The organism is Dysgonomonas sp. HDW5B (assembly GCF_011299335.1).
In the GTDB taxonomy this organism is placed as follows: Bacteria; Bacteroidota; Bacteroidia; order Bacteroidales; family Dysgonomonadaceae; genus Dysgonomonas_A.
The window spans coordinates 161,950-188,165 of sequence record NZ_CP049858.1 but is presented as its reverse complement, the minus strand read 5'-3'; the positions used below and the strand labels follow the sequence as shown (position 1 = coordinate 188,165).

12 protein-coding genes are annotated in these 26,216 nt (G+C 37.0%); 10 read left to right on the top strand and 2 right to left on the bottom strand.

Translation table 11 applies throughout. The annotated features are described in order from the left end of the window. Window positions 1-20: 20 nt before the first annotated feature. From G7051_RS00745 to G7051_RS00720, 6 genes are all read left to right on the top strand, one after another. Window positions 21-1,829, top strand: coding sequence for a glycoside hydrolase family 2 protein (locus G7051_RS00745; RefSeq protein WP_166197759.1), 1,809 nt, complete (start codon window positions 21-23; stop codon window positions 1,827-1,829). Between the two features lie 179 nt (window positions 1,830-2,008). Next, window positions 2,009-4,999, top strand: a complete 2,991-nt coding sequence (locus tag G7051_RS00740; RefSeq protein WP_166197757.1) for a TonB-dependent receptor — start codon at window positions 2,009-2,011, stop codon at window positions 4,997-4,999. Between the two features lie 31 nt (window positions 5,000-5,030). Further along, entirely contained in the window at window positions 5,031-6,593 is a 1,563-nt protein-coding gene (locus G7051_RS00735) for a RagB/SusD family nutrient uptake outer membrane protein (protein WP_166197756.1), read from the top strand. Between the two features lie 105 nt (window positions 6,594-6,698). Next, window positions 6,699-9,509, top strand: a complete 2,811-nt coding sequence (locus G7051_RS00730) for a family 43 glycosylhydrolase (protein WP_166197754.1) — start codon at window positions 6,699-6,701, stop codon at window positions 9,507-9,509. A gap of 73 nt (window positions 9,510-9,582) precedes the next feature. Continuing rightward, window positions 9,583-10,536 (top strand): glycoside hydrolase family 43 protein, encoded by a 954-nt coding sequence (locus tag G7051_RS00725; protein ID WP_166197752.1) that lies wholly within the window; start codon window positions 9,583-9,585, stop codon window positions 10,534-10,536. An 83-nt stretch (window positions 10,537-10,619) separates the two neighbouring features. Further along, window positions 10,620-14,630, top strand: coding sequence for a two-component regulator propeller domain-containing protein (locus G7051_RS00720; RefSeq protein WP_166197750.1), 4,011 nt, complete (start codon window positions 10,620-10,622; stop codon window positions 14,628-14,630). Between the two features lie 15 nt (window positions 14,631-14,645). Here the strand turns inward: G7051_RS00720 and G7051_RS00715 are convergent, their stop codons facing one another. Next, window positions 14,646-15,908, bottom strand: coding sequence for a sodium:proton antiporter (locus G7051_RS00715; RefSeq protein WP_166197748.1), 1,263 nt, complete (start codon window positions 15,906-15,908; stop codon window positions 14,646-14,648). A gap of 152 nt (window positions 15,909-16,060) precedes the next feature. Then, window positions 16,061-18,715 (bottom strand): magnesium-translocating P-type ATPase, encoded by a 2,655-nt coding sequence (gene mgtA / locus G7051_RS00710; protein ID WP_166197746.1) that lies wholly within the window; start codon window positions 18,713-18,715, stop codon window positions 16,061-16,063. Between the two features lie 200 nt (window positions 18,716-18,915). Here mgtA and G7051_RS00705 point away from each other — a divergent pair, with 200 nt between their 5' ends. The 4 genes from G7051_RS00705 (at window position 18,916) to G7051_RS00690 (ending at window position 26,104) form a co-directional block, all read left to right on the top strand. Beyond that, window positions 18,916-20,022 (top strand): efflux RND transporter periplasmic adaptor subunit, encoded by a 1,107-nt coding sequence (locus tag G7051_RS00705; protein WP_166197744.1) that lies wholly within the window; start codon window positions 18,916-18,918, stop codon window positions 20,020-20,022. A gap of 114 nt (window positions 20,023-20,136) precedes the next feature. Further along, on the top strand, window positions 20,137-23,238 hold the full coding sequence (locus tag G7051_RS00700; protein ID WP_166197742.1) for an efflux RND transporter permease subunit: 3,102 nt from the start codon (window positions 20,137-20,139) through the stop codon (window positions 23,236-23,238). Then, a complete protein-coding gene (locus G7051_RS00695) occupies window positions 23,225-24,538 on the top strand; it encodes a TolC family protein (protein WP_255493290.1) in 1,314 nt (437 codons plus the stop codon). The genes G7051_RS00700 and G7051_RS00695 overlap by 14 nt, the downstream gene beginning before the upstream one ends. Window positions 24,539-24,721: 183 nt before the next feature. Next, the gene (locus G7051_RS00690; protein ID WP_166197740.1) at window positions 24,722-26,104 is read left to right on the top strand and encodes a HAMP domain-containing sensor histidine kinase; all 1,383 of its coding nucleotides are present in this window, start codon (window positions 24,722-24,724) and stop codon (window positions 26,102-26,104) included. The last annotated feature ends 112 nt before the right edge of the window (window positions 26,105-26,216 follow it).

Genomic DNA, 26,216 nt, shown 5'->3' with positions numbered 1-26,216 from the left:
TAACTAGAAATAAGATAACCATGAAAAGAAGTTTTTTATTACTCTCAATGATGATCTCTTGCATCGGGGTTTTTGCACAGTGGAAACCGATGGGAGACAAAATAAAGACGAAATGGTCTGAGGCCATCGATGTAAATAATGTATTACCCGAATATCCACGCCCTATAATGGAGCGTCAGGATTGGACTAATCTGAATGGATTGTGGGAATACGCCATATTACCTGCGGGGCAAAATGAGCCTCAAAAATACGATGGAAATATACTTGTTCCATTTGCCGTAGAATCGAGCCTTTCGGGAGTTCAAAAAGAACTCGGAAAAGATAACGAACTTTGGTATAAACGCTCATTTACTGTTCCTGCGAACTGGAAAAATAAAACCATCCTGTTACATTTTGGTGCAGTAGATTGGAAAACCGAAGTATATCTAAACGATATTAAAATCGGAAGCCACACAGGTGGTTATACTCCTTTCTCGTTTGATATAACTCCTTTCTTAACATCTGGAAATCAAAAATTGGTAGTTAAAGTATCAGATCCTACAACCGAGGGGTATCAACCTGTAGGCAAACAGAATTCTAAACCCGAAGGTATCTGGTACACGCCTGTTTCGGGTATTTGGCAAACAGTTTGGTTGGAGCCTGTAAATGCAAAACATATATCTTCTATCAAAACAGTTCCTAATATTGATACTAAAAAACTATCCATAGATGTTGCTACCGAGAAAACGGAATCGGCTGATATTGTTGAAGTTGTATTGAAAAACGGTTCATCTGTTGTAGCAAAAGCAAAAGGATCAGCAGGGCAGCAATTGAATATTCCTCTTCCCGACATGCAATTATGGTCACCCGAATCACCTTTCTTATACGATCTTGAAATAAACTTGTATAGCAACGGACAATTGGTGGATAAAGTGAACAGTTATGCTGCGATGCGTAAAATTTCGACCAAAAGAGATGATCACGGGATTGTACGTATCCAATTGAATAACAAAGACTATTTCCAGTTTGGTCCGCTCGATCAAGGTTGGTGGCCCGACGGATTATATACCGCTCCAACAGATGAGGCTTTAGTATATGATATCCAAAAAACAAAAGACTTTGGATTTAATATGATTCGTAAACATGTAAAAGTAGAGCCTGCCCGTTGGTATACTCATTGCGACCGATTGGGAATACTTGTTTGGCAGGATATGCCCAATGGCGATAAATCTCCACAATGGCAAAACCGTCAGTATTTTAATGGCAGTGAATTGATCCGTTCTGGCGAATCAGAAGCAAACTATTATAAAGAATGGAAAGATATAATAGATTATCTTGTGTCGTATCCGTCTATTGTTACATGGGTTCCATTTAATGAAGCTTGGGGACAATTTAAAACAGTTGAAACTGCCGAATGGACTAAAAACTACGATCCTTCACGTTTGGTAAATCCTGCAAGTGGAGGTAATCACTACCGTGCTGGCGATATGCTCGATTTACATAACTATCCCGGACCTGAACTTTATTTGTATGATGCCGAAAGACCAATTGTATTAGGCGAATATGGAGGTATAGGACTTCCACTCGAAGGACACTTATGGCAGCCTGATAAAAACTGGGGATATGTACAATTCAAGAATTCGAAAGAAGTAACCGACGAATACGTTAAGTATGCCGAAGCTCTGAAAAAGTTGATAAAAGCAGGATTCTCTGCAGCTGTTTATACTCAAACTACTGATGTGGAAGGCGAAGTAAATGGATTGATGACTTATGACCGTAAGGTTATTAAATTAGATGAAGCACGTACCCGAAAAGTTAACCAAGAAATATGTAGTTCTTTAACCAAGTAAGTTTGTAGGGGCAGAGCGATGTGTCTGTCCTCTGTGGGCGAAGACATAGGTTTGGCCCCTACATCGAAGCAATGAAATAGGTCTGAGACCTTAATCTTAATCTCTATTTTAATTATGATTTGCTACCCATGTAATTTGGGCAGTAAGTACCCTTTGTTTATCTAATAAAATCTAATCAGATGATGAAAAAATTATTAATTCTTATGCTAAGTATGTTTACACTGGCCGTTTGTGCTCAGAATGTGAACATTACCGGAAAGGTGGTAGACGTAGAAAACAACCCCCTCATCGGTGTTTATGTAAAGATCAAAGGAACTACGACCGGAACGGTAACCGACATGGATGGAAAATTCGGTCTGTCGGGAGAAAAAGGGCAAACCCTTATTTTTTCTTTTCTGGGTCTTACCACTCAAGAGGCAGTTTATAACGGTGCGCCTCTCAATATTACACTGAAAGAAAATGCGGAAGATTTAGATGAAGTAGTTGTTATCGGATATCAAACGATCCGGAAAGCAGACCTCACAGGAGCCGTGTCGGTGGTAGATACCAAAGAAATGCGGAAAAGTGTTGCCGGAACTATTGCCAGTCAGATGCAGGGATTGGCTACAGGAGTAAACGTTCGTACTACAGGTAGGGCAGGTGAAGATGCAGCTATAGAAATCAGAGGGGTAGGAACTTTGAGCGACCGTAGTCCCCTTTGGATTGTAGACGGTATGATTATGAATCCCGGAGTAGATTTTAACCCTGCCGATATCGAAACAATTCAAGTATTGAAAGATGCTTCCTCGGCAGCCATTTATGGTTCGCGTGCTGCTAATGGAGTTATCATTGTGACTACTAAAAAGGGAAGATCCGGACCTATGAAAGTCGGAATCAATGCAAAAGCAACTTTAGAGTGGACACCCCGTTACGATTTGATGGATGCAGCCAATTATAAGAAATACAACGATCTGGCATATACTGAAGGTATTGCTAACGGAAGCTGGAAAGGTGGTTTGCAACAACATTCCGATTATGACACCAATTGGCAGGATGAAGTATTCAGAACCGGAGTAGTTCAAGACTATAATGTCTCGCTATCAGGTGGAGGCGAATATGGCGGTTATTATGTATCGGGCGGTTATTTCAATCAAAAAGGAGTTTCTTATGGAAATAGTTTTGATAGATATAGCTTCAGGGTAAATACAGACGGAAAGAAAGGTTTCTTTTCTTTCGGCGAAAGCCTTGCTTTTTCCGCTACCGATAAAGACCCCTTACAAACAAATCCTTACAATGATGTGATGAGAATGCTTCCTACCATTCCTGTTTATGATGAAAATAATCCCGGAGGATACGGATATGGAGATGCCAATGCAAATACATTTGGAGTAAATCCTATCGCTCGTGAAAACTTGGAGCGTCAGAGAGAAATTCAGCATAGATTAAATGGAGCAGCTTGGTTAGAATTTAAACCGCTTCCCTACCTTTCTTATAAACTGAATGCAGGTATCGATTATTATTTCTGGGAAAAATCGTGGTTCAGAGGCGAAGGCAACTGGCAGCGTAATCAAGAGCATCGTGATCCTGAAGGTCTTAAAGAAAGAGCTAATACATACAATAGGCTGGTTGAGAATACTTTAAATTTCAATAAAGATTTTGGAAAACACCATATTGATGCCTTAGCAGGTCTTACCTATCAAAATTATAGCTGGGAAAATGTAGGAGGTTCTCGTCTTAACTTCCCGTTGGTAGGAGGAGGTTATCTGACCGTATTGAATGCGGGACAATCTAATCAACAAAACTTTAACGGGATCAATAAAAATTCGATGATCTCATATCTGGGTAGATTTAATTATATCTATGACGGCAAATATTATTTGACCGGTACTATTCGTAGAGACGGTACATCACGTTTATCAAAAGATAATCGTTGGGGCAACTTCCCATCCATATCGGGAGCTTGGAGAATATCTCAAGAGGAGTTCTTTAATATACCTTGGATTAGCGATTTAAAACTTCGTGGAAACTGGGGTCGCTTAGGTAATGCAGCTATTGGTAGTTGGGATTACTTAGGAACAATCAATCAAAGTATGGTTACTGTAATTGGAGGGCAATTAGTTTCGGGGGCTTCACAAGTTAAGATTGTCAATTCGAATTTGAAATGGGAAACTAAAGAAACTGTGAATGTTGGCTTTGATGCAGGTTTCTTAGACGGACGTTTTGCTTTAAGTGCCGAATATTATAATGCGATCTCCAGAGATGTACTAACCTCTATGCCTATTGCCATATCAACAGGTAATCAGGAAGGAGCACCTTTAGCAAATGCAGCAAGCCTGAGAAACAGAGGATTTGAGTTTACGGCCAACTGGAAAGACAAAGTAGGCGATTTTAATTATGGAGTAGTAGCCAACTTAACTACGCTTAGTAACAAAGTCTTAGACCTGGGCTATGGTAAAGATGTTTATTATTCGGGAAAGACAAAATCTGAGATAGGTCAACCCTTATCTATGTATTATTTATATAAGACGGCGGGAATCTTTAAAACACAAGATCAGATCGATAATTATGTAACATCGAATGGAACGCCTATCCTTATCGGAGATAAAAGACCTCAACTGGGAGATGTTATTTATGTAGATACTGATGACAATGGTTCGATAACAGCCAACGACCGTCAAATAGTGGGTAATCCTTGGGCAAAGGTTCAATTGGCTTTAACCTATACAAGTAACTGGAAGAATTTCGACTTCTCGTTTATGTGGTACGGTCAATTCGGAAACGATATATACAATGTACCTAAATGGCAGGGAACTTACTTCGCCGATAATTCGAGTTATTTGAATTTCAAAAAAGGAGAAGAGCCTTATCAAATCAACCCAAATTCAAATACTCCACGCATTATTTACGGAGATTCACGTAATGTGTACGATAGTGACAGGTATTTGGAAAATGGATCGTTCTTCCGTCTAAAATATATTCAAATGGGATATACTTTCGATAAGAAATTTATAAAAAATCTGGGTATAGAAGCACTTCGTGTATATGCAACCGGTAGCAACCTGATAACCTTTACTAAGTATAGCGGATTAGATCCCGAATTTATCAACAACGATGTATGGGATAGAGGAACAGACAATTTTGCGTTCCCTAATTTGCCTTCGGTTATGTTTGGACTCGATCTTACATTTTAAATATTGTGTCATTTTTATAAATAATACCAAGATGAAAAAATTATATATATTACTAATCGGAGCCATGCTGGGATTTACAGCATGCGACTCAAGTCTTTTAGACATAGATAATCCAAACCAAGGTACTACGGTTACCTTTTGGAAAACAGCAGATGACGCTCAGGCAGGAATAAATGCTTGCTACAGTGCTTTTTATAAAGAAGGAGCATGGATGCGTTGGCTCTCTTTCAGATACGATTTAGCTTCGGACGAAGGAGTCAGTAATTCCCCGTGGATAGAGCTTGCCAACTGGACTAAATTTTCATATACAAATTATAACTTTTACGAAGGAAATAATGTACATTGGGAACATTTCTATATGGCTATATTTCGTTGTAATCAGGTTTTGAAATATGTACCAAATATAGAAATGGATGCCGAAAAGAAAGCACGTATATTGGGACAAGCTCATTTCTTGCGTGCATTGTGGTATTTTCAAATTAATCTTTTGTGGGAAAAAGGCCCTCTTATTTTAGAGCCTACAGATGCAAACTATGTACCGGTGGAGGCGAGTCAAGAACAAATATGGGCTCAGATAGAAGCCGATTTGAAATCGGCAATTACCGACAATGCTTTACCTGAAAAATGGGATGAAGCTAATGTCGGAAGAGCAACATTTGGAGCAGCAAAAGCACTACTCGGAAAATCTTATTTACAACAAAAAAAATATGATTTGGCAAAGTCCGAATTCGAATGGCTTATCAATAAAGAAGGCTCTCTATATGGTCTGATTGATAATTGGGTAAACAACTTTACTCATTTGGATGAAAATAATAAAGAAGGTATATTCGAAATTCAGTTTGATGATACCAATAAAGGCGGAACAGGAAATGATGCCAGTATGGCAACCGGATTTCAACGCACCCAGTTTTACGCACCCGAAGGTATTGGTTGGGCAGACGGAAAAGCCAGAAGATGGTTGGTTGATGAGTTCCTGAAAGAAAAACGTACCGATGGAGCCAATGATCTTCGTTTATATAACAGTGTTCTTTATCGTGATTTTATAAAAGATTTCCCCAATGGTAATCCAATGTATTATTCGGTAAATGCAACTACCCAATGGGACGAAAAAGGGTGGGGCAGCTCTTGTTACATACGTAAATACAATACTGCTTATTTCCGAGACAAAGAAGATTACTTTGCACCGAATAACTATAGAATTATGCGTTATGCCGATATTCTTCTTAACTATGCCGAATGTATTGTCGAAACAGGAGGAAGCACAACTCAGGCGGCAGTGTATGTAGATAAAGTAAGAACCAGAGTAGGACTGTCTAAACTCGCAAACAGTATTTATGCAAGTTCTCTTAATTCGAAAGAAAGCTTTATGAAACGTTTGCAAATGGAAAGATCACTTGAACTTTGCTTCGAAGGATGGAGATGGGCTGACCTTAAACGTTGGGGATTGCTGGATAATCAGGCAGGATTGACAGAACTTAAGAGTCGTGACGAAGACTTCAATAATTTTGTCAGTGGTAAACATAACCGCTTACCGATTCCTCAAATAGAGGTCGATAACAGTGAGGGACAATTGACACAGAATGTCAATTATTAAGCAACATAAAAAGGTCTGAGACCTTAATACTTTTCAAAATAGATTCGATAAACCTGATAGCTGTCTGTTATCAGGTTTATTGACCTTAGAAATCAAAGCAGAGTTATGAATAAATATGAACTATTTAAACGATACATACTATTAATTACTCTCTTGTTTTTTGTAGAAATGAGTTCGCTTTTTTCACAAAACATTCAAAATCCGGTATTACCACATGTAGCCGATGCAGGTGCCATAAAATACAATGGAAAATATTACATTGGCGGTGTTTTTACCCATGGCAGTTATTATATATCCGATGATTTGGTGAATTGGACAGGACCTGTTCATGTTATGGATATGAATAATGAATGGACAAAAGGAACGGGTGCTGGAAACGATCAGATTCATGCAAACGACATGCTTTATCTGAATGGTAAATTCCATTTGTATTGGTCAGTCAATTATTGGGGAAAAGATAAACACATTGTACATATAGCACATGCCGCAGCCAATGATATTTTAGGTCCATACATAGAGCCTGTGAAAAATACTTGGATGGATAACAGAATCGATCCGAAAGTATTTAAAGACGATGATGGAAAACTGTATATGTATATGGTTCGCTTTACCGATGGCAATACGATTTGGGTTCGTCTGATGAAAGATCCGTCTACCTTTAGTGGAGCACCCATTTATCAGTTTGCATCCTTGCCCCAAACATGGGAAACAATGGATAACCGGGTTGCCGAAGGACCTTGGGTGATGAAATACCGCAATCGCTATTATATGATGTATAATGCCAATCATACGGCTACCGAATGGGGAAATTATCAATTGGGAGTAGCCGAAGCCGATTCGCCTACCTCGTTTAATCACGGAACAAAGTATCCGTATCCGTTACTAATGTCTAACCAAACCAAGGTAGATGAGGAGTATGTAGATTTGCTTCAATTCAATAAAACGTATAATCCTCTCTTTTCTTACACAACTACATCCCCTCAAGGAGATTGGAAATCTCCTTCGTTCAATGATTCTTCATGGCAAAAAGGAAAAGGTGGTTTTGCTTCTGAGAAAATCGAAGGCTCTACTGCTCGCAAACAAGGTACTGTATGGAATACCGAAACGATTTACTTAAGGAAATCATTTACAGTCAAAAAATCGGATATAGGTAATCTGGCACTGCGTGTAACTCACGATGGTGATACAAAAATATATTTGAATGGTAATTTGATATATGATAAATCCGGTGTTGATTATAGGATGATTAATCTATCAGCAAAAGAAAAGTCTGCATTAAAAGATGGAGATAACTGTCTGGCTGTTGAAAGCAAAGCAGGAAAAGAGAACTATGTAAATGTTTCGCTTTTTGACATGAAAAAAGATAAAGCAGACGATATTCTTTTCTCTCCCGGACAACCTAATATCTTAAGAGGATTAAACGGTTTCGAATGGTGGCTGATTTATATGGCGAATAAGAATAAGGAAATCCGCAGCCAATATGTCAACCGAATACATTTCTTTGATAAAACAATGCACTCTGACCGTATAACAAGTTCAAATACGAATGGCTATTTTCCAGAACCAACAAAACCCACTTATGGTGATACATTTGATGATGATAATCAATCAAAAAATAAATGGGTGATCTCGGATAAACAATGGCTTGTAACAAATGGAGAATTCACCGCTAATGATCAAATTTCACAAACCGCTATATTAGAAAAGAATTTCGAAGCAACCGATTATTATTTCGAAGCAGGCATAAATACAACTGATAAAGCAGGAGTAATTGGATGGTGGAAAGATAAAGACAATTGGCTGAAAATAGGACTTGATTCATCTACTAAGAGTTGGTATTATCAAATGAACACGAATGGATTGATAGATACTAAGACTTATTTATTACCTATTGATTTTAAGTTTGGGGTGTATCATACAATTACTGTACAGCGAAATAATCAAACATTCTCGATAAATATAGATGAAATTCCCGCACCTGAGTTGCCTATTATTAAAACAACCATATCAGATAAAGGAGTTCCCGGTTTGTTTTCAGAAAAAGGTAAATCGTCTTTCGATGGATTAATATATACAATTGGATGGGATGAATTTGATGCTAATATTGTCTCATGGAAATATTCACAATCAGGTGAAAAAGCTCTTGGTAAATACAATGTTTCAGAAAAAGGATTGGAAGTTATAGATGCTAAATTTCAAGCTTTTAAAGGAGATTTTCTTTCTCAATATGAATTTTCGACGCAAATAACCAATTCTTCGGATAATGGAATGGCAGGTATATACCCTGTCTTTATTGATAAGGATAATTATGTAAAAGTGGTATTCGATTACAATCGTCAAAAGCTCGTTGTAACAAGGGTTATTAAGGGTAAAATCGTACTACAAAACGACTATGCTCTTGATAAGTGGCAAACTCATTACGCAGACATTAAATATACAGATTTCATTGAAAAAGGATATTCATTTGCAACCCCTACATGGATAGATGCAATTCAATTAAGCAGACAGGCTTTTTACAATGAAAATGTTTTTATAGATAATATGTTTGATAAAGTATCTGCCGAATACCTTAAAGATGGAGAGTGGCATTCATTCACCAATGCAGAAAATGGAGTAGCCGAACATGCTGCTTATAATCAAATGTCTTTCGACAAAGTTAAAGCTGAGGGTTTGCGTTTTATCAATAAAGAGGCTACCGACCTGAACTCTTATGTATATAAAATTCGAGTAAAAGAGCAATTTAAAGATTCATACAATCTAAGATGTGTGAAGCTGAAAGATTCCTTACTTATTTTTGTAGATGGAAAAGAGATTTGTCGTGTGAAAACTTTTTCAACTCCTGCTCAAGTAGGTTTGTTTTCAGAAAATTCTTTGCCTACCTATAATGGAATTATGAGGTACGATATTCCCGAATAACAAAGCTATATATAAGAGACGCTAAATATAAAAACTTGACTCTCTTATATTTTAAGATAAAAAACAGAATCAAATGAATAGATACAATTTTTTATTATTTTGCATTATTGCTCTGTTTATCACCGGGTGTCAGAGTACTCAAGCAGATGTGCCAATAGAAGAACCTAAAACAACCTTAGTTCCTCTGGGTGATCCATTTATATTGCTGTATAACAATACTTATTATGCATACGGAACCAATGCGGAGGATGGTATCGAAGTTTATACTTCAGACGACCTGAATAAATGGAAGAAAGAAAACAAGTTAGCTTTGCAGAAGAACGATACATGGGCAAGCCGCTGGTTCTGGGCACCCGAAGTATACCATGTAAACGGTAAGTTCTATATGTATTTTTCGGCAGATGAACATATTGCAGTAGCTGTATCCGATTCACCTCTAGGTCCTTTTAAACAAGAAAATAAGAAACCGATGCTGGCAACTGAAAAAGCAATAGATAACTCATTATTTATAGATGATGATGGCAAGGCTTACCTGTTTTTCGACCGGTTTAATGACGGACTAAATATCTGGGTGGCTGAACTGACAGATGATTTGTTATCTATTAAAGAAGATACCATGCATCCTTGTATACATGTTTCACAATCGTGGGAAGAAGTATGGCCCAGGGTAAACGAAGGTCCGTTTGTAATAAAAAGAAATGGTTTGTATTATATGACTTATTCTGCAAATAGCTACGAAAGCCCTTTTTATGGAATTGGTTGTGCCACCACCGATAATATTATGGATGAGTGGACAAAATACGAGGAGAATCCATTGCTTCAAAAGCCGGGCGACTTAGTTGGGGTAGGGCATAGTGCTACATTTACCGATAAGGAAGGTAATCTGCGTATTGTATTTCATGCACATCGTGATAAAAGTAATATTCATCCCAGAGCGATGTATATAAGTGATGTATATTTTCAGCATGAAAATGGTGTTGATAAAATGAAAATCAACCCCGAATATAGTATACCAACACTAAAGTGACGTAGAACATTTATTATTATATTGTGGGTTGTAAGGGCAGATACGAAGATCTGCCCTATATCAGAATATTTCGAATAACCAATATGAAAAAAACAGGTGTACTTCTTATCTTCATTTTGTTAAGTAGTTTTTATAATAAAAGCTACTCTTTTCAAAACAAGGATAACTACTATTTTAAAAGGCTTAATATAACACATGGCTTATCTCAGAATACAGTCAATGCCATTATACAAGATCGTAAAGGCTTTATGTGGTTTGGGACTAAGGATGGACTCAATCGGTTCGATGGTCAGTCTTTCCAGATATTTAAGTATACTCCTAAAAAAGGAAATAGTTTAGGAAATAGTTTTGTCACAACCTTATTCGAAGATAGCGAGGGTAATATATGGGTAGGTACGGATGCCGGAATTTATATTTATTATCCGAAAGAAGAAATTTTCAAACCATTTACACTAAAAGCCAGCGATGGAAGCATTGTAGAGAAAACGGTGACAATAATATCGGGAGATAAAGAAGGTAATATCTGGATTGTAGCCGAAATGCAAGGGCTGTATTGTTACAATTCACAGACACAAAGTTTTACCAATTATCAATTGAAAAAAAGCAATATCAGAAGCTTTAATATCGATAAAACAGGAACAATATGGGTTTCCTTTTATGAAGGAGGTTTATTTTTCTCGAAAGATAATCTAAAGACTTTGCACCCTCTTAAGGGGGAAGATGGGGAAGATCTGTTCAAAGATGAGGTTATCTCTAAAACATATCTCGGGCCTTATAATTGTTTATATGTTGGTTCCGAAAAAAGCGGGATGAAAGAGGTAGACCTATCAACTCACAAAATTCGGAATTTATCTTTATCCGATAAGTCAGAAGAACTTGTATTTGTGAGGGATTTTGTTCCTTATCTGGATAATGAATTGTGGATCGGAACAGAATCAGGAATCTATATCTATAATTTTAAAACGGACAAAAGCACACATCTTCGTAGCTCGGCTTATGACACTTACTCTTTATCGGATAACGCTGTGTATAGTTTGTTTGTTGATAGGGAAGAAGGACTGTGGATCGGTACTTATTTTGATGGTATTAATTATTTACCTAAGCAATACACCTATTTCAAAAAGTATTATCCCACGGGTAGAAATACTGATTTGCAGGGACGCCGTGTTCGGGAAATATGTGAGAGCACAGATGGTACATTGTGGATAGGTACAGAAGACAATGGCTTATATAATTTCAATACAAAAACAAATGTTTTCGAGTTTTTTGCTCCGAGTAAAGACTTCACCAATGTGCATGGCTTATGTATGGACGGTGATAACTTGTGGGTAGGGACTTTCTCAAAGGGAGTAAGGGTTATTAATTCCCAAAATCAGATACTAAAATCTTATTTCAAGGGAGATAATAAAAACTCCCTTAACGATAATAGTGTATTTACCATATGTAAAACACGTACGGGCGACATATATTTAGGTACATTATTCGGACTGTTACGCTATAACAAAAGCACCAACGAGTTTACTGAGATTCCCGAACTAAAAGATATATTTGTTTATGACATAAAAGAAGATTCAAAAGGTAATTTATGGTTAGCCACTTATGTTAATGGAGCTTTCAGATACGATATCAATAGAAATAAATGGACGCATTATACGCATAATGAGAAAGATGAAAGCAGTCTTCCCTATAATAAAGTGCTGAGCATTTTCGAAGATAGTAAAAAACGAATCTGGCTGACAACACAAGGGCGTGGGTTTTGTCAGTTTGATGCTGAAAAAGAAACATTTATACAATACAACTCTCACAATGGGATGCCCAATGATGTTGTTTTTCAGATATTGGAAGATGATAACGGACTATTCTGGATAACAACAAATAACGGGCTTGTAAAATTTAATCCCGAAGATAAATCAATTCGTGTTTTTACAGTGGCCAATGGGTTGTTAAGCAATCAGTTTAATTATAAGTCGGGCTTTAAATCAGATGACGGCACTATGCTATTTGGAAGTATAGATGGGCTTATTTCATTTAATCCGAATTCTTTTTCCGAAAACAAATATATTCCGCCCGTTGTAATAACCGATTTCTTGTTATTCAATAAAAAAGTGGAAGTAGGAAAACCCGATTCTCCTCTCAAAAAGAGTATCACATTTTCAGATTCTATAGAACTGACCTCCAAGCAAAATTCTTTCTCGCTGCGTATTGCAGCCATGAGTTACCAAGCACCCGAAATGAATAAGCTGATGTATAAATTGGAAGGATTTGACAAAGAGTGGCTTCCTGTTACAGAAAGTTCGTTGATTACCTATTCAAATATCGGGCATGGAGATTATGTCTTTAAAGTGCGTGGGTCGAATAGCGATGGTATATGGAATAATAAAGAAACTCAGCTGTATATAAAAATACTACCTCCGTTTTATTTATCTATTTGGGCATATATTCTTTATATACTCATTATTCTCGTATCTGTTTTCTTATTTATAAGATACATAAAAAAGCGTAATAATCAAAAGCAACGTCGTCTACTCAATCTGTTTAATCAGAAAAAGGAGAGAGAATTATACAATACAAAAATTGAATTTTTTACAAATGTAGCACACGAAATACGTACACCCTTGACCCTGATAAAAGGTCCTCTTGATAATATCATAAAGAAAGGAAATATGGATGAGGAAACAAGTCTGGACCTCGATATCATGAGTAAAAATACTTCACGTTTGCTTAATCTTACCAATCAGCTCCTTGATTTTAGAAAGACAGAAATACAAGGGCTTAATATGAATTTCGTGGAATGTAATATTTCGGAGATATTAAGAGAAACATCTATACGGTTTATTCCTTTGGAAAAGCAGAAAGAGCTTGATTTTAAACTAAATATTCCTCAGGATGATTTTTTTGCACATGTAGATAAAGAAGCATTTACCAAGATATTAAGTAATCTGTTTAATAATGCACTTAAATATTCGGAAACTTATGTACATATCTCACTTGTAATTGATAAAGACGAAGATGATGTTTTTCATATTAATATTATGAATGACGGGCCTGTTGTTCCTAAAGAGATGCGAGAAGAAATTTTTAAACCTTTTGTCAGATATAACAAGAACGAATCACAGAAAACCACTGTCGGAACAGGTATTGGTTTAGCATTATCAAGATCTTTAGCCGAATTGCATAAAGGGCGGTTATATATGGATGAACAATTAAATATAAATAGTTTTTACCTGACGCTTCCTGTTCATCAAGAAAATACGATTCAAATATCAGGAGGATCAACAGTTACAGGTAATTCTTCGGTTCATGCTCATACTAAGGTCGATAGAGTAAAGAGTGATCTGCCATCCATATTGTTTGTTGAGGATAATCACGAAATGTTGTTGTTTGTAAGTAGAGTATTGTCTAATGATTATGAGGTTATTACTGCCGAGAATGGAGTCAAAGCATTAGAGATTCTTGACAATGTCTCGGTTAACCTTATTATTAGTGATATAATGATGCCGCAAATGGATGGTTTCGAATTATGTAGAGCTATAAAATCGGACTTGAATTATAGTCATGTCCCTATTATATTGCTTACTGCTAAAACCAATTTGCAATCGAAGATCGAGGCAATGGACACAGGTGCAGATGCTTATATCGAAAAGCCATTTTCGAATGAATATCTTTTGGCTAGTGTTGCAAATTTATTACAGAACAGAGAAAAAGTAAGAGAAGCCTTTACTAAATCGCCATTCGTTGCAGCAGATACAATGGCGATAACAAAACCTGACGAAGAATTTCTGGCCAAATTAAACGAGATAATTCAATCGAACCTGAGTAATCCTAATTTTAGTATAGATGATATGGCAGATACTTTTTTTATGAGCCGATCAAGTTTCTATCGGAAAATCAAAGGAATTGTGGGTGTTAGTCCGAATGAGTTTTTGCGTCTCGAACGCTTGAAAAAAGCAGCCCGTTTACTCAAAGAAGACGTTGCACATGTAAATGAAGTCTGCTATATGGTTGGATTTAATTCACCCTCCTATTTCACAAAATGTTTTTATAAGCAATTTGAAATTTTACCTAAAGATTATACCAAAACTAAAGGCGACTAAGTAACTGTATGTATATTAATTATCAATCGTGCTTGGTTCTGTATTAGAATTAGGTTTCTTGTCAAATTTCTCAACAAGAAAGATTAATAAACTGAAAATAATAATGCTGAACATCACACTGGCATAGCCTATATTCTGAATTACTTCGCCCGTGCGTATTTGCTCTTCCGTTACGGCCAGCTGTAATGGAAGTGATGCCAGTACGGCAGATACCAATCCTTTTGGATTAAGAATGCTCATTATTCGTTTATCCCTAGCAGAATAACCGTTTCTGCAGAATAAAAGAATGGATGGTATGCGGACAATAAACATGACTACGATAAATATAATTCCCATAATGATATGAGCATATTCGGATAATCTGATACTCATACCTATATATACAAAAAAGAAAGTTTTGAAAATAAATACAATCTCCGAATAGAAATTCTTTTCATCTTCCATCAATAACATCGGTTTTCTACGTTTGATAAAGTTCTTATCCGGAATTCTTTTGTCGAGAGCATTCGAAAGTTCATCTATATTACCCAAAACAAATCCGAATGATAATACAGCCATCCCCCCATTAACCCCTATAAGCTCACAAACCCCATATATAATAAACGCTAAAGCAAAAGAACTGAACATGCTATTTTTGAGTTTTGTTACCACTAATCGGCGTATGCTCGTCCAGAAATATCCGACAACAGCGCCTATAGTAGTCGCAAAGAGTAAAGAAATAGCCATATATTTTATAGTATAAGAAATACTAAATGAACCGCTTTCCATTGCATCTAACAATGCCAAAGCCCCTACCAAGCATACAATATCACTCAACGCACACTCCAGAAAGACTACACTTTCTGCTTTTTTTCCGAGCTTCAATTGTTTTAGCATTGGTAATATAATGGGAGTAGAAATACTACCCACAGTTGCTCCCATAAAAGCACTTGGAAGCAATTCTAATCCGATCCACCAATAGCCGATTGCCATTCCTACAGCAACAGGTATTAGAAAATTGAAAATAGTAAGTAGACTTGCTGGACCAATAGCTTTACCTATTCCTCCTAAGTGAAGCCGTGTTCCGCTTTCATAGAGTATAACAATAAGAGTAATAGTCGTGAAGACTTTACCTAATCTGCCTAAATCATCAGGACTGACAAGGTTGAAAACGGGACCTATAAGTAAACCCACAAAGAGGAGAAAGAGTACATTCGGTATTCTTGTCTTCTCAAAGAGAGCGTTAAATATTAGCGAAAAAAAGATAAGTGCACCGGTAAATATAAGAGTTATTTCCATCAGATGCTTTTTTATATTAAATGATTAAACACTGATATACTGCACAATGTTCATAAATAACAGAGGAAAATTAATTTATTAAACGGAGTATGTCAAAATATAAAGAGAGCCTGAAAAAGCTCTCTTTATATTTGTTAATCGGAAGGCTAAATTTATAACCACCTATGAAAACGTTTCACATACCAATTCTTCACCATTTGTGTCAAGAAACAATAACCTAATAATATTCCGATCAACCAAGGGAAGTAAGACCAGGGTAATGGTACTAATCCGATGGAAGCCCCAAATCCTGAGAATGGAATAATAATGCCAATAATCATAACCGAAAAAGTAGTTATCATAACAGGAAGTGATGCCCTGCTTTGGATAAATGGTATCTTGCGTGTACGTATCATATGTACAATAAGAGTTTGAGATAAAAGTCCTTCGATAAACCAGCCTGATTGGAAAAGTGCCTGATTGTCGGGCATTGTACACTTAAATACATACCACATTACCAGATAAGTTGCAATGTCGAATATCGAGCTGATAGGTCCTATATGCATCATGAAGCGTTTCAAATCACTAGCATCCCATTTACGAGGCTTTTGTACATATTCTTTATCTACACTATCGAAAGGAATTGTTGTCTGAGAAATATCATAGAGTAAGTTTTGGATCAGTATATGAATAGGTAACATAGGCAAGAAGGGTAAAAAAGCACTGGCTACCAATACACTGAACATATTTCCGAAATTAGAACTGGCAGTCATTTTGATGTATTTGGTTATATTGCCAAATATTTTACGTCCTTCGATAACCCCTTTCTCCAATACCATCAAATCTTTTTCGAGTAAAATAATATCAGCCGATTCTTTGGCTATATCTACCGCTGTATCTACCGATATACCTATATCAGCTTGACGAAGAGCTGCCGCATCATTTATTCCGTCTCCCAGAAACCCTACAGTATTACCTTGATTTTGAAGGATAGTTACAATGCGTGACTTTTGTAGAGGAGTTAGTTTTGCAAATATGGTAGTTCTGCCAACTTCTTGTTCCAGTTGTTCTTCGCTCATTTTCTCAATCTGATGCCCTAGCAGTATGTGGGTAGTATCAATACCTACTTGTTCGCAAACAGTTTTTGTAACCAATTCGTTATCTCCCGAAAGAACCTTTACTGCAACCCCATGTTCATCCAAAGCCTTTATCGCTGTAGCTGCCGATGGCTTGGGAGGATCAAGGAAGGCTAAATATCCGATCAACACCATATCCGATTCGTCTTCAACATCAAACAAATGACTTTTTTCGACCCAGCTCTTTTGAGCTACACCTAATACACGCATCCCTTTTTTATTCAGTTCAATACTTGTATTTAACAAGTTTCTTCTGATCTCATTTGTTATAAGAGTGGGTATCCCGTCAAATTCTGCAAACCGGCAAATCGAAACTATTTCTTCTATTGCCCCTTTAGTTATAATTTGTCGTTTAGCATCTTTATCTTCGACAACAACAGACATTCGGCGGCGATTGAAGTCGAAGGGAATTTCATCTACTTTTTTATATTCTCTACCCAAATTCTGGAAACCTAGTTCTTTGGAGTGCGAAAGAATTGCCTGATCCATCAAGTTCTTCAATCCGGTTTGAAAGAAGCTGTTAAAATAAGCATGACGCAGCACACGCTCATCATCTTCCCCATGTACATTCAGATAACGTTCGAGTACAATTTTATCCTTGGTTAGAGTACCAGTTTTATCGGTACAAAGTATATTCATTTCACCGAAACTTTGTATAGAGTTTAAGTTCTTTACAATGGTTTTATGTTTCGACATTTTAACCGCCCCCTTTGCCAGATTAGAGGTTACTATCATAGGCAGCATTTCGGGAGTAAGACCTACAGCCACCGATATGGCAAACAAAAAAGCCTCGAACCAGTCGCCTTTGGTAAACCCGTTAATGAAAAATACGAAGGGAACCATAATAAGCATAAAACGAATAAGCAAAAGGCTCACATTATTTATACCTTTATCGAAACTGGTTTGCGATCGTTTACCTGCAACGTTTTGAGCGATTGTTCCCAAATAAGTTCTGTTTCCGGTAGTTATTACCACAGCACGAGCCGATCCGCTAATAACATTGGATCCCATAAAACAGATATTGTTCAGTTCGATAACACTGCCTGTTTTGTGTGTTTCTTTTATAAGGGTAGGGGTTTTCTCAACAGCATCCGATTCGCCTGTAAGAGACGATTGGCTCACAAATAAATCCTTAGCTTCGGTTATACGTATATCAGCAGGAATCATATCTCCGGCCGACAGAAAGATAACATCACCCGGAACAAGATCAGATATATTTATATCGATCATGGTGTCTGCTCCTTTCCGAAAAACAGAAACTTTATTGTTTACCATCTTCTTGAGAGCTTCGCTGGCTTTATTCGATTTCCATTCTTGTACAAACCTTAATATTCCGCTCAATGTTACCATTGTAGTAATGATGACTACAGTCATCCATTCGCGTTCGTTAGGATTTGCCAGAATAACATCTATTATAATAGACACCAACGCCAGAAACATCAAAATTCCAATAAACGGATTTATGAAAGCTTTGATGAGTAACATAAACCATTGGTTACTTTTCTCCTTAACTATCTCATTCTTTCCAAATTCTTTTATCCTTTCTGCAGCTTCAGTACTGTAAAGCCCCTTTCTTCGAGACTCCAGAAAAGTATATACATACTTAGGGTCTTGTGTGGCTGCTAAAAAAAGTTTCTCGCTATTGAATTGGAATTCAATATTGCGTTTCTTTTTGGATTTAAATAATTTCATGATTAAACTGATTTTTAAATCATACTCTATTCTCTTTATTGTGGCACAAAAGTAGAGATAGGCCTTGTTAGACCTTGCCGAAAAAGTATTAGAAAAGTATTAGAATCCATAAATCAATTCTAATACTTTTCTAATAGCAGTCAGACCGAGTCTTGAAATCAAAGCCTGTACTTTTGTTTCCGAATAAAAAAATAGAGCTTATGACTAAGAGAATTTTAGTTTACGGAAGCTTATTGGCACTACTATTTACTGCTTGTAAGCAAAACTCTTCGGAGCAAGAAAACAATGCGTATAAAATCAGTGGAGATACTGTCCATATATATAATGAGAGTCCCTTACCGGGTAAGATATCTACTTCGGCTGTCGAAGAAGAAACATTTTCGAAAGAAGTGGTTACTGCCGGAACCGTTCAGGCGATACCTACTCAGTTTGCTTACATTGCACCACCTTTTTCGGGACGAGTAACAAAAACCTATATAAAATTAGGGCAGCATGTACAACAAAATACACCACTATTCGAAATTATTTCGACAGATTTTACAGTAGCCCAAAAAGAATTTTATCAGGCTCAATCGGAGCGTGATTTGGCTCGAAACGATTTGAAAAGAAAACAAGACCTGCTGAAAAATGGCGTAGCTTCTCAAAAAGAACTCGAAGAAGCATCCAATGCTTTGATAATTGCAGAGAAAGAATATGAAAATGCCTATGCAGCCATTAAAATATTTCAGGTCAAACCCGAGAGTATGGTATTAGGGCAACCTTTGATTATTCGTTCACCTATATCGGGAAAAGTAATCGAAAATAATTTGGTTACCGGGCAATATATTAAAGATGACGCCGAATCGGCAGCCATAGTTGCCGATCTCAGTAAAGTATGGGTAGTAGCACAAGTTAAGGAAAAAGACATTCGTTTTATTCATGAAGGAGACGATCTGGATATTTATATTCCTGCATTCCCCGATAATGAACCCGTAAAAGGTAAAGTATACCGTATCGACGAATCGGTTGACGAAGAAACCCGCTCGGTTAAGGTATTGGTAATATGCGATAATAAAGACAATCAGTTTAAGTTGGGAATGTATACAACTATCCACTTTTGGGGTAAACCTGCCGAGTGTATTATAATTCCCGAGAAAGCATTATTGCAAGACGAAAAAAACAGCTATGTATTTGTTCAGATAGCCCCCGATACTTATGTAAAGACCCCTGTTGAAGTCGAAGTTGTAAAAGACGAGAAAGCGGTTATAACAAAAGGATTGAAAAAAGGGGAAACAATAATCAGCGAGGGAGGCTATTACTTAAAATAGGTCTGATTCCTTAATATCGTAAAATAATATATTGTGAGTAATTTAGATATGATAACAGTGAGGTTATCATATCCTTTCTCCTATATGTCCATATAATAATTCAAAATATCCATTATGAAAAAAGATATAATGCTACTTACCATTCAAAAAAGATGGTTGATAGCAGCCCTGTTTGTTTTGCTATCCCTGTTCGGATACTATTCGTGGAAGCAATTGTCGATAGAAGCCTATCCCGATATTGCCGACGTGACATCGCAAGTGGTAACACAAGTTCCGGGACTGGCAGCAGAAGAAGTGGAGCAGCAAATAACAATTCCTATCGAACGGGCTTTGAACGGACTGCCCGGTATGCATGTCATGCGAAGCAAAAGTACATTCGGCTTGTCGATGATAACTATTGTATTCGAAGACGGTATAGAAGATTATTGGAGCCGTCAACGTGTACAGGAACGAATAAACGAAGTCGAATTACCTTATGGAGCAATGGCAGAACTCGACCCTTTGACATCGCCTACAGGTGAGGTATTCAGATATATTATTGAGAGCAATCAACACTCGTTAAGAGAGATTACCGATCTGCAAAACTGGGTGATAATTCCCCGTATAAAAGAAGTTTCGGGAGTTGCCGATGTAAGTAATTTTGGAGGTATAACCACCCAATATCAGGTAGAAATAGATCCTTTAAAATTAGAGCAGTACCATTTGTCGCTCGACAATGTAATTGAAGCTATCGAGAATAATAACTCGAATGTGGGAGGTAGTATTCTCAATAGAGGCGATCTGGGATATGTGGTGAGAGGAATAGGTCAGGTAACCTCATTAGACGATTTAGGTAAAATTGTAGTAAGTTCCGAAAAAGGAGTTCCTGTTTTTCTGAATGACATCGGTAAAATCAAATTCGGTAACCTTGAGAGAAAAGGAGTATTAGGTTATTCGGATCGAACTCGTGAATACTCCGAAAGTATCGAAGGTATCGTATTGCTCTTAAAGCACCAAAACCCATCAGTTGTTTTAGAAGGAATAAATAAAGCTGTTGATGAGCTTAATAACGAAACGCTCCCCGAAGGAGTACATATACATGCATTTCTTGATCGTACCGATTTGGTTGATACAACTTTGCATACAGTATCACGTACATTGATAGAGGGAATGGCTCTGGTTATTATTGTTCTTATTATTTTCTTAGGAAACTGGAGGGGGGCATTGTTGGTAGCTATCACAATTCCCGTATCGTTACTGATTGCATTTATTTTAATGCATATGACGAATATTCCTGCTAATTTACTATCGCTGGGAGCTATTGACTTCGGTATTATAGTAGATGGGGCAATTGTAATGATGGAGACCATCTTGAAGAAGCGAGAAGATCATCCTGATAAACCTTTCGAAGAATTTTCGATCTCGAAACGGGTAAAACAAGTTGCCACACCCATTTTGTTTTCTACAATTATTATTATAACAGCTTATTTGCCGCTTTTTGCATTCGAGAGGGTAGAAAGTAAACTGTTTACACCGATGGCATTTACGGTTAGCTATGCTTTGTTGGGAGCTTTGCTTGTGGCTTTATTCCTTATTCCGGGATTAGGATATGCCTTATATCGTAAACCACAGAAAATATATCACAATAAATGGTTGGAGAAATTAACTCAAAAATATTCGGATATAGTAAATCGTATTATGGAGAAACCTAAAAGGGTAGTGGCTCCTGTGATTACTGTATTTGGTATAGCGGTTATTTTAACAGCATTGGTCGGAAAAGATTTTTTACCAACATTAGATGAAGGCTCAATTTGGTTACAGGTGAATCTTCCCCCGGGAATATCGATCGAGAAGTCAAAAGAGATGTCGGATACACTTCGCCAACGGACGATGAAATATCCGGAGGTAACTTATATTGCCGTACAAGCAGGTCGAAACGATGATGGAACAGACCCTTTTACTCCTTCTCATTTCGAAGTGTCCGTCGGGATTAAACCCTATAGCGAATGGCTAAGCGGAAAAACCAAAGCAGATCTTATAGATGAGCTGGCTAAAGAGTACCAATCGCTACCCGGATTTACAGTCGGATTCAGTCAGCCGATGATCGATGGCGTGATGGACAAAATCTCAGGGGCTCATAGCGAATTGGTTGTAAAAGTGTATGGAAACGATTTTAAAGAAACACGCCGTATTGCCAACGAAGTACTGTCTACTTTAGAAGATGTAAAAGGTGCTGTTGACTTGGATATTGATCAAGAGCCTCCGCTGCCACAGCTGCAAATCCAAATGAACAGAGATGCCATTGCACGTTACGGGTTAAATGTTTCGGATGTTAGCAATCTGATAGAAGTAGCTATCGGAGGAAAAGCAGTTTCGCAAATATATCAAAACGATAGAGTATATGATATTACATGCAAGTATAAAGAAGAGTCACGAAATACTCCCGAAAAAATAGCCGGTTTGATGTTAACATCTGCTTCGGGAGCCAAAATTCCATTGTCGCAAGTGGCCGATATAAAGTTAAGTACAGGGGAGAGTACCATTACACGGGAAATGAATAAAAGGCATTTGACCGTTAAGCTCAATCTACGAGGACGAGACCTCTCTTCATTTCTCAAAGAGGCACAATCAGCTATCGAGAAAAATATAACGTATGATCACGAGAAATACCATATCAAGTGGGGGGGACAATTTGAAAATCAAAATCGTGCTTATAGCCGCTTAGGAATGATTGTACCTTTAGCTTTAGCGATTATGTTTATGGTATTATATTGTGCCTTTGGTAAATTTAGACAGGCTGGATTGGTATTAAGTATTGTACCCTTAGCATTATTCGGAGGTATGATTGCTCTCAACGCAAGAGGCATGACACTCAATGTTTCGTCGGCAGTCGGATTTATAGCCCTATTTGGGGTTGCCATTCAAAACGGAGTCATTATGGTGTCGCATATGAACGGATTGCGAAGAGATGGTATGGACTTATTGAAAGCCGTAAAAGATGGTGCACGTCATCGTTTCCGACCTATATTGATGACAGCCACTGTGGCTATTTTAGGGCTTCTGCCTGCATCATTGGCAACAGGTATCGGATCAGATGTGCAACGCCCGTTAGCCACTGTAATAGTGTATGGTTTGATGTTTTCGACAATAATTACACTATTTGCATTACCTGCCTTATATTATATGATAGAGGCTAGAGTTGAACGTAATAACAAAAAAGAAAATGATGAGAAATAATACATTGAGTACTATAATGAAAATTATAGCAATAGGAACTATTCTCCTTACCAACATATTGCACCTATGTGCAAACGACAACATTATCAACAATAAACCTCAGTTTGCAACCCTTTCTTTTCAGGAATATCTGAATCAGGTAGGAAAAAATAATCTGGGTTATATTGCCGAAAAGTATAATATACAAATAGCCGATGCCGAGGTAATGAGTCAACGGGTTTTTCCCGATCCCGAATTATCGGTCGAAGCATTTAAAAATGGAAAAAGTAAAGATGAGTTAGGGCACGGATTTTCATTTGAGCTATCGTATATGCTCGAACTGGGAAACAAACGTGGAGCAAGGATTAACCTGGCTAAAAGCCAGGCTGATCTTGAACGTCTGATGGTCGATAATTTTTTTCAGGAGTTACGAGCCGAAGCAGCAGATGCTTTTCTGGATGCAATGATGCAAAAAGAACTGTTGAGCGTTAAAAAAAGCTCTTATGAATATATGAGACAGTTCAGCATATCGGACAGTATTCGTTTTTCTCTGGGAGAAATAAATGAAACCGAAGCCCGCCAATCTAAATTAGAATCGATAACACTTCTTAATGAAGTATATAATCAGGAAGCAGTATATAAATCATCTTTGGTTACCCTACGTCAATTTATGGGGAAATCCATGAATGAACTCAATATGCCTGTGGGAGAGTGGGGGCTTTTCAGAAGAGAGTATACTCTTACCGATTTGGTAAATCAGGCATTGTTAAACAGAGTTGATTTGCTTGCGAGTCTTAAAAATTCGGAAGTTGCAACCAATCAACTTAAACTGACAAGGGCTGAGAGAAAACTTGATTTAGGCTTATTGGTTGGATATGAGGTGAATGCTGAGGTAAGAAACGAAATAGCACCAACCCCTGCATTTAATGCCATAAAAGCAGGGGTTTCGATACCTCTTAAGATTTCTAATACAAATAAAGGAGCTGTGAAGTCAGCAGAATATGCTATACAAAAAACAAAAGCAGAATACCAGAATGTTGAACTCCAAATACAAAAAGAGGTTGCTCAGGCTTTTTTCGGATACGAAGCCATGCAAAAACAAGTAAGGCAATATAACGATGGTTTATTGAGCGATTCGCAAAAGTTATTAGATGCCATGGTATATAAATACAAACGTGGCGAAACCAGTATTCTGGAAGTATTGGTTGCCCAACGGACTTATAACGAAATACAGGAGCAATATCTGGAAGTTATTAAGGGATATGGCAGTGCATTGATAGAGCTGCAAAAAACATGTGGAATATGGGATATAGAACTTTAAAAACTTATCTTTGTTTATATCATGTTATCTATGAGTAGAATATTGGAAGTAGAGAGCAAGCAATACATAACCAAACTTTTTCAATATCGGGCGAAGTTTGGTTATTGAATTAATTTCTAAGAGGAACCGTTAAAGTGTATAGATATTTGTCGGTGAAGCGAAGTTTTATTTAAAACAAGAAGAATGAAAATACGATCAAAAATAGCACTCCGATATACAGCTGTAACAGCTATTCTAATGCTGACTTTTGCTATTATAGTCTTTTTTGTTTCATCAAAGGATAGAGAAAAGGAATTTTATGAAGATCTTAAAAAAGAAGGGATCTCTAAAGCGAATCTTTATTTTGAGGCTAAAGCAACTCCTGAGGTAATGCACTCAATCTATAAAAATAACATTGAGTATATTAATGAAGTGGAGGTCGCTATATATGATGAAAACTTCGGGTTGCTTTATCACGATGCAAAAGATATCGATATTGTAAAAGAAACCCCTCAACTATTAGAAAAGATATTAAATACACCCAAAGGTTTAAGCTTTTATGAAGATAAATATCAGGCTATTGGTTTTCTATTTACACACCATGATACAGATTATATAGTAACAGCAGCAGCCTATGATGGGTATGGTTTTACGAAGTTAAATAGTTTGATCAGAACTCTTTTCATTTTATGCGTTATATCTATTTTACTATCGTTTATTATTGGTTATATTTTGGCTAAAAGAGCCTTGAAACCGGTAACCGAAATATCGGACAAAATGAAGGATATTACGGCAAATAATCTAAACTTGCGTCTTTTAAGATATAATGAAAACGATGAATTCGGAGAGCTGGCTGCTTCTTTTAATAAAGCATTGGATATTATCGAATCATCATTCGAATCTCAAAAAATGTTTGTCAGTAATGTTTCCCATGAGCTAAGGACTCCATTAGCAGCTCTGATCGGTGAAATTGATTTTGCCTTGCTAAAAGACCGTTCGTCAGAGGAATATAAAGATACACTTATTAACTCTCGTCAAGATACCAATCGATTGATTCGATTACTCAATGGCTTACTTGATCTTGCAAAAGCAAGTTATGACGAAAGTAAAATATCAATGAATATCATTCGGGTAGATGAAATGCTTTTGGATGCCCGTGAACTTGTACTGAAAGGTAACCCCGATTATAATATCGAGTTACTCTTTAATCAGGAAATAGGTGATGATTCGGAAATTACGATTAAAGGTAATGAATATCTGCTTAGGATGGCATTTGCCAATCTGATGGAAAATAATTGTAAATTCTCAGCCAATAAAACATCAACTGTTTACATTTCATACTATAATAATAAAATAGTTGTCCAATTTTCCGATACAGGAATTGGCATTCCCGAAAATGAAGTAGAACATCTTTTTACTCCGTTTTTCAGAGGGAGTAACAAGACTTTTGTTCAGGGAAATGGGATAGGGTTAGCCTTGGTGAAAAGAGTAATAACTTTACATAAGGGGAATATCAGTCTTAAGTCGGTTGTTGGAGAAAGTTCGACTTTTAGAGTGGAATTTAAAAATAATCAGCCTTCTACATAAGACAAAGAAGTATATATTAAGTCTGATAGTTATTAATGTATACTTCTTTGTCTTATGTAGATGAATATAACCTTATCTTATTATAGATAAATCTGAAACAGATCGTTAAAAG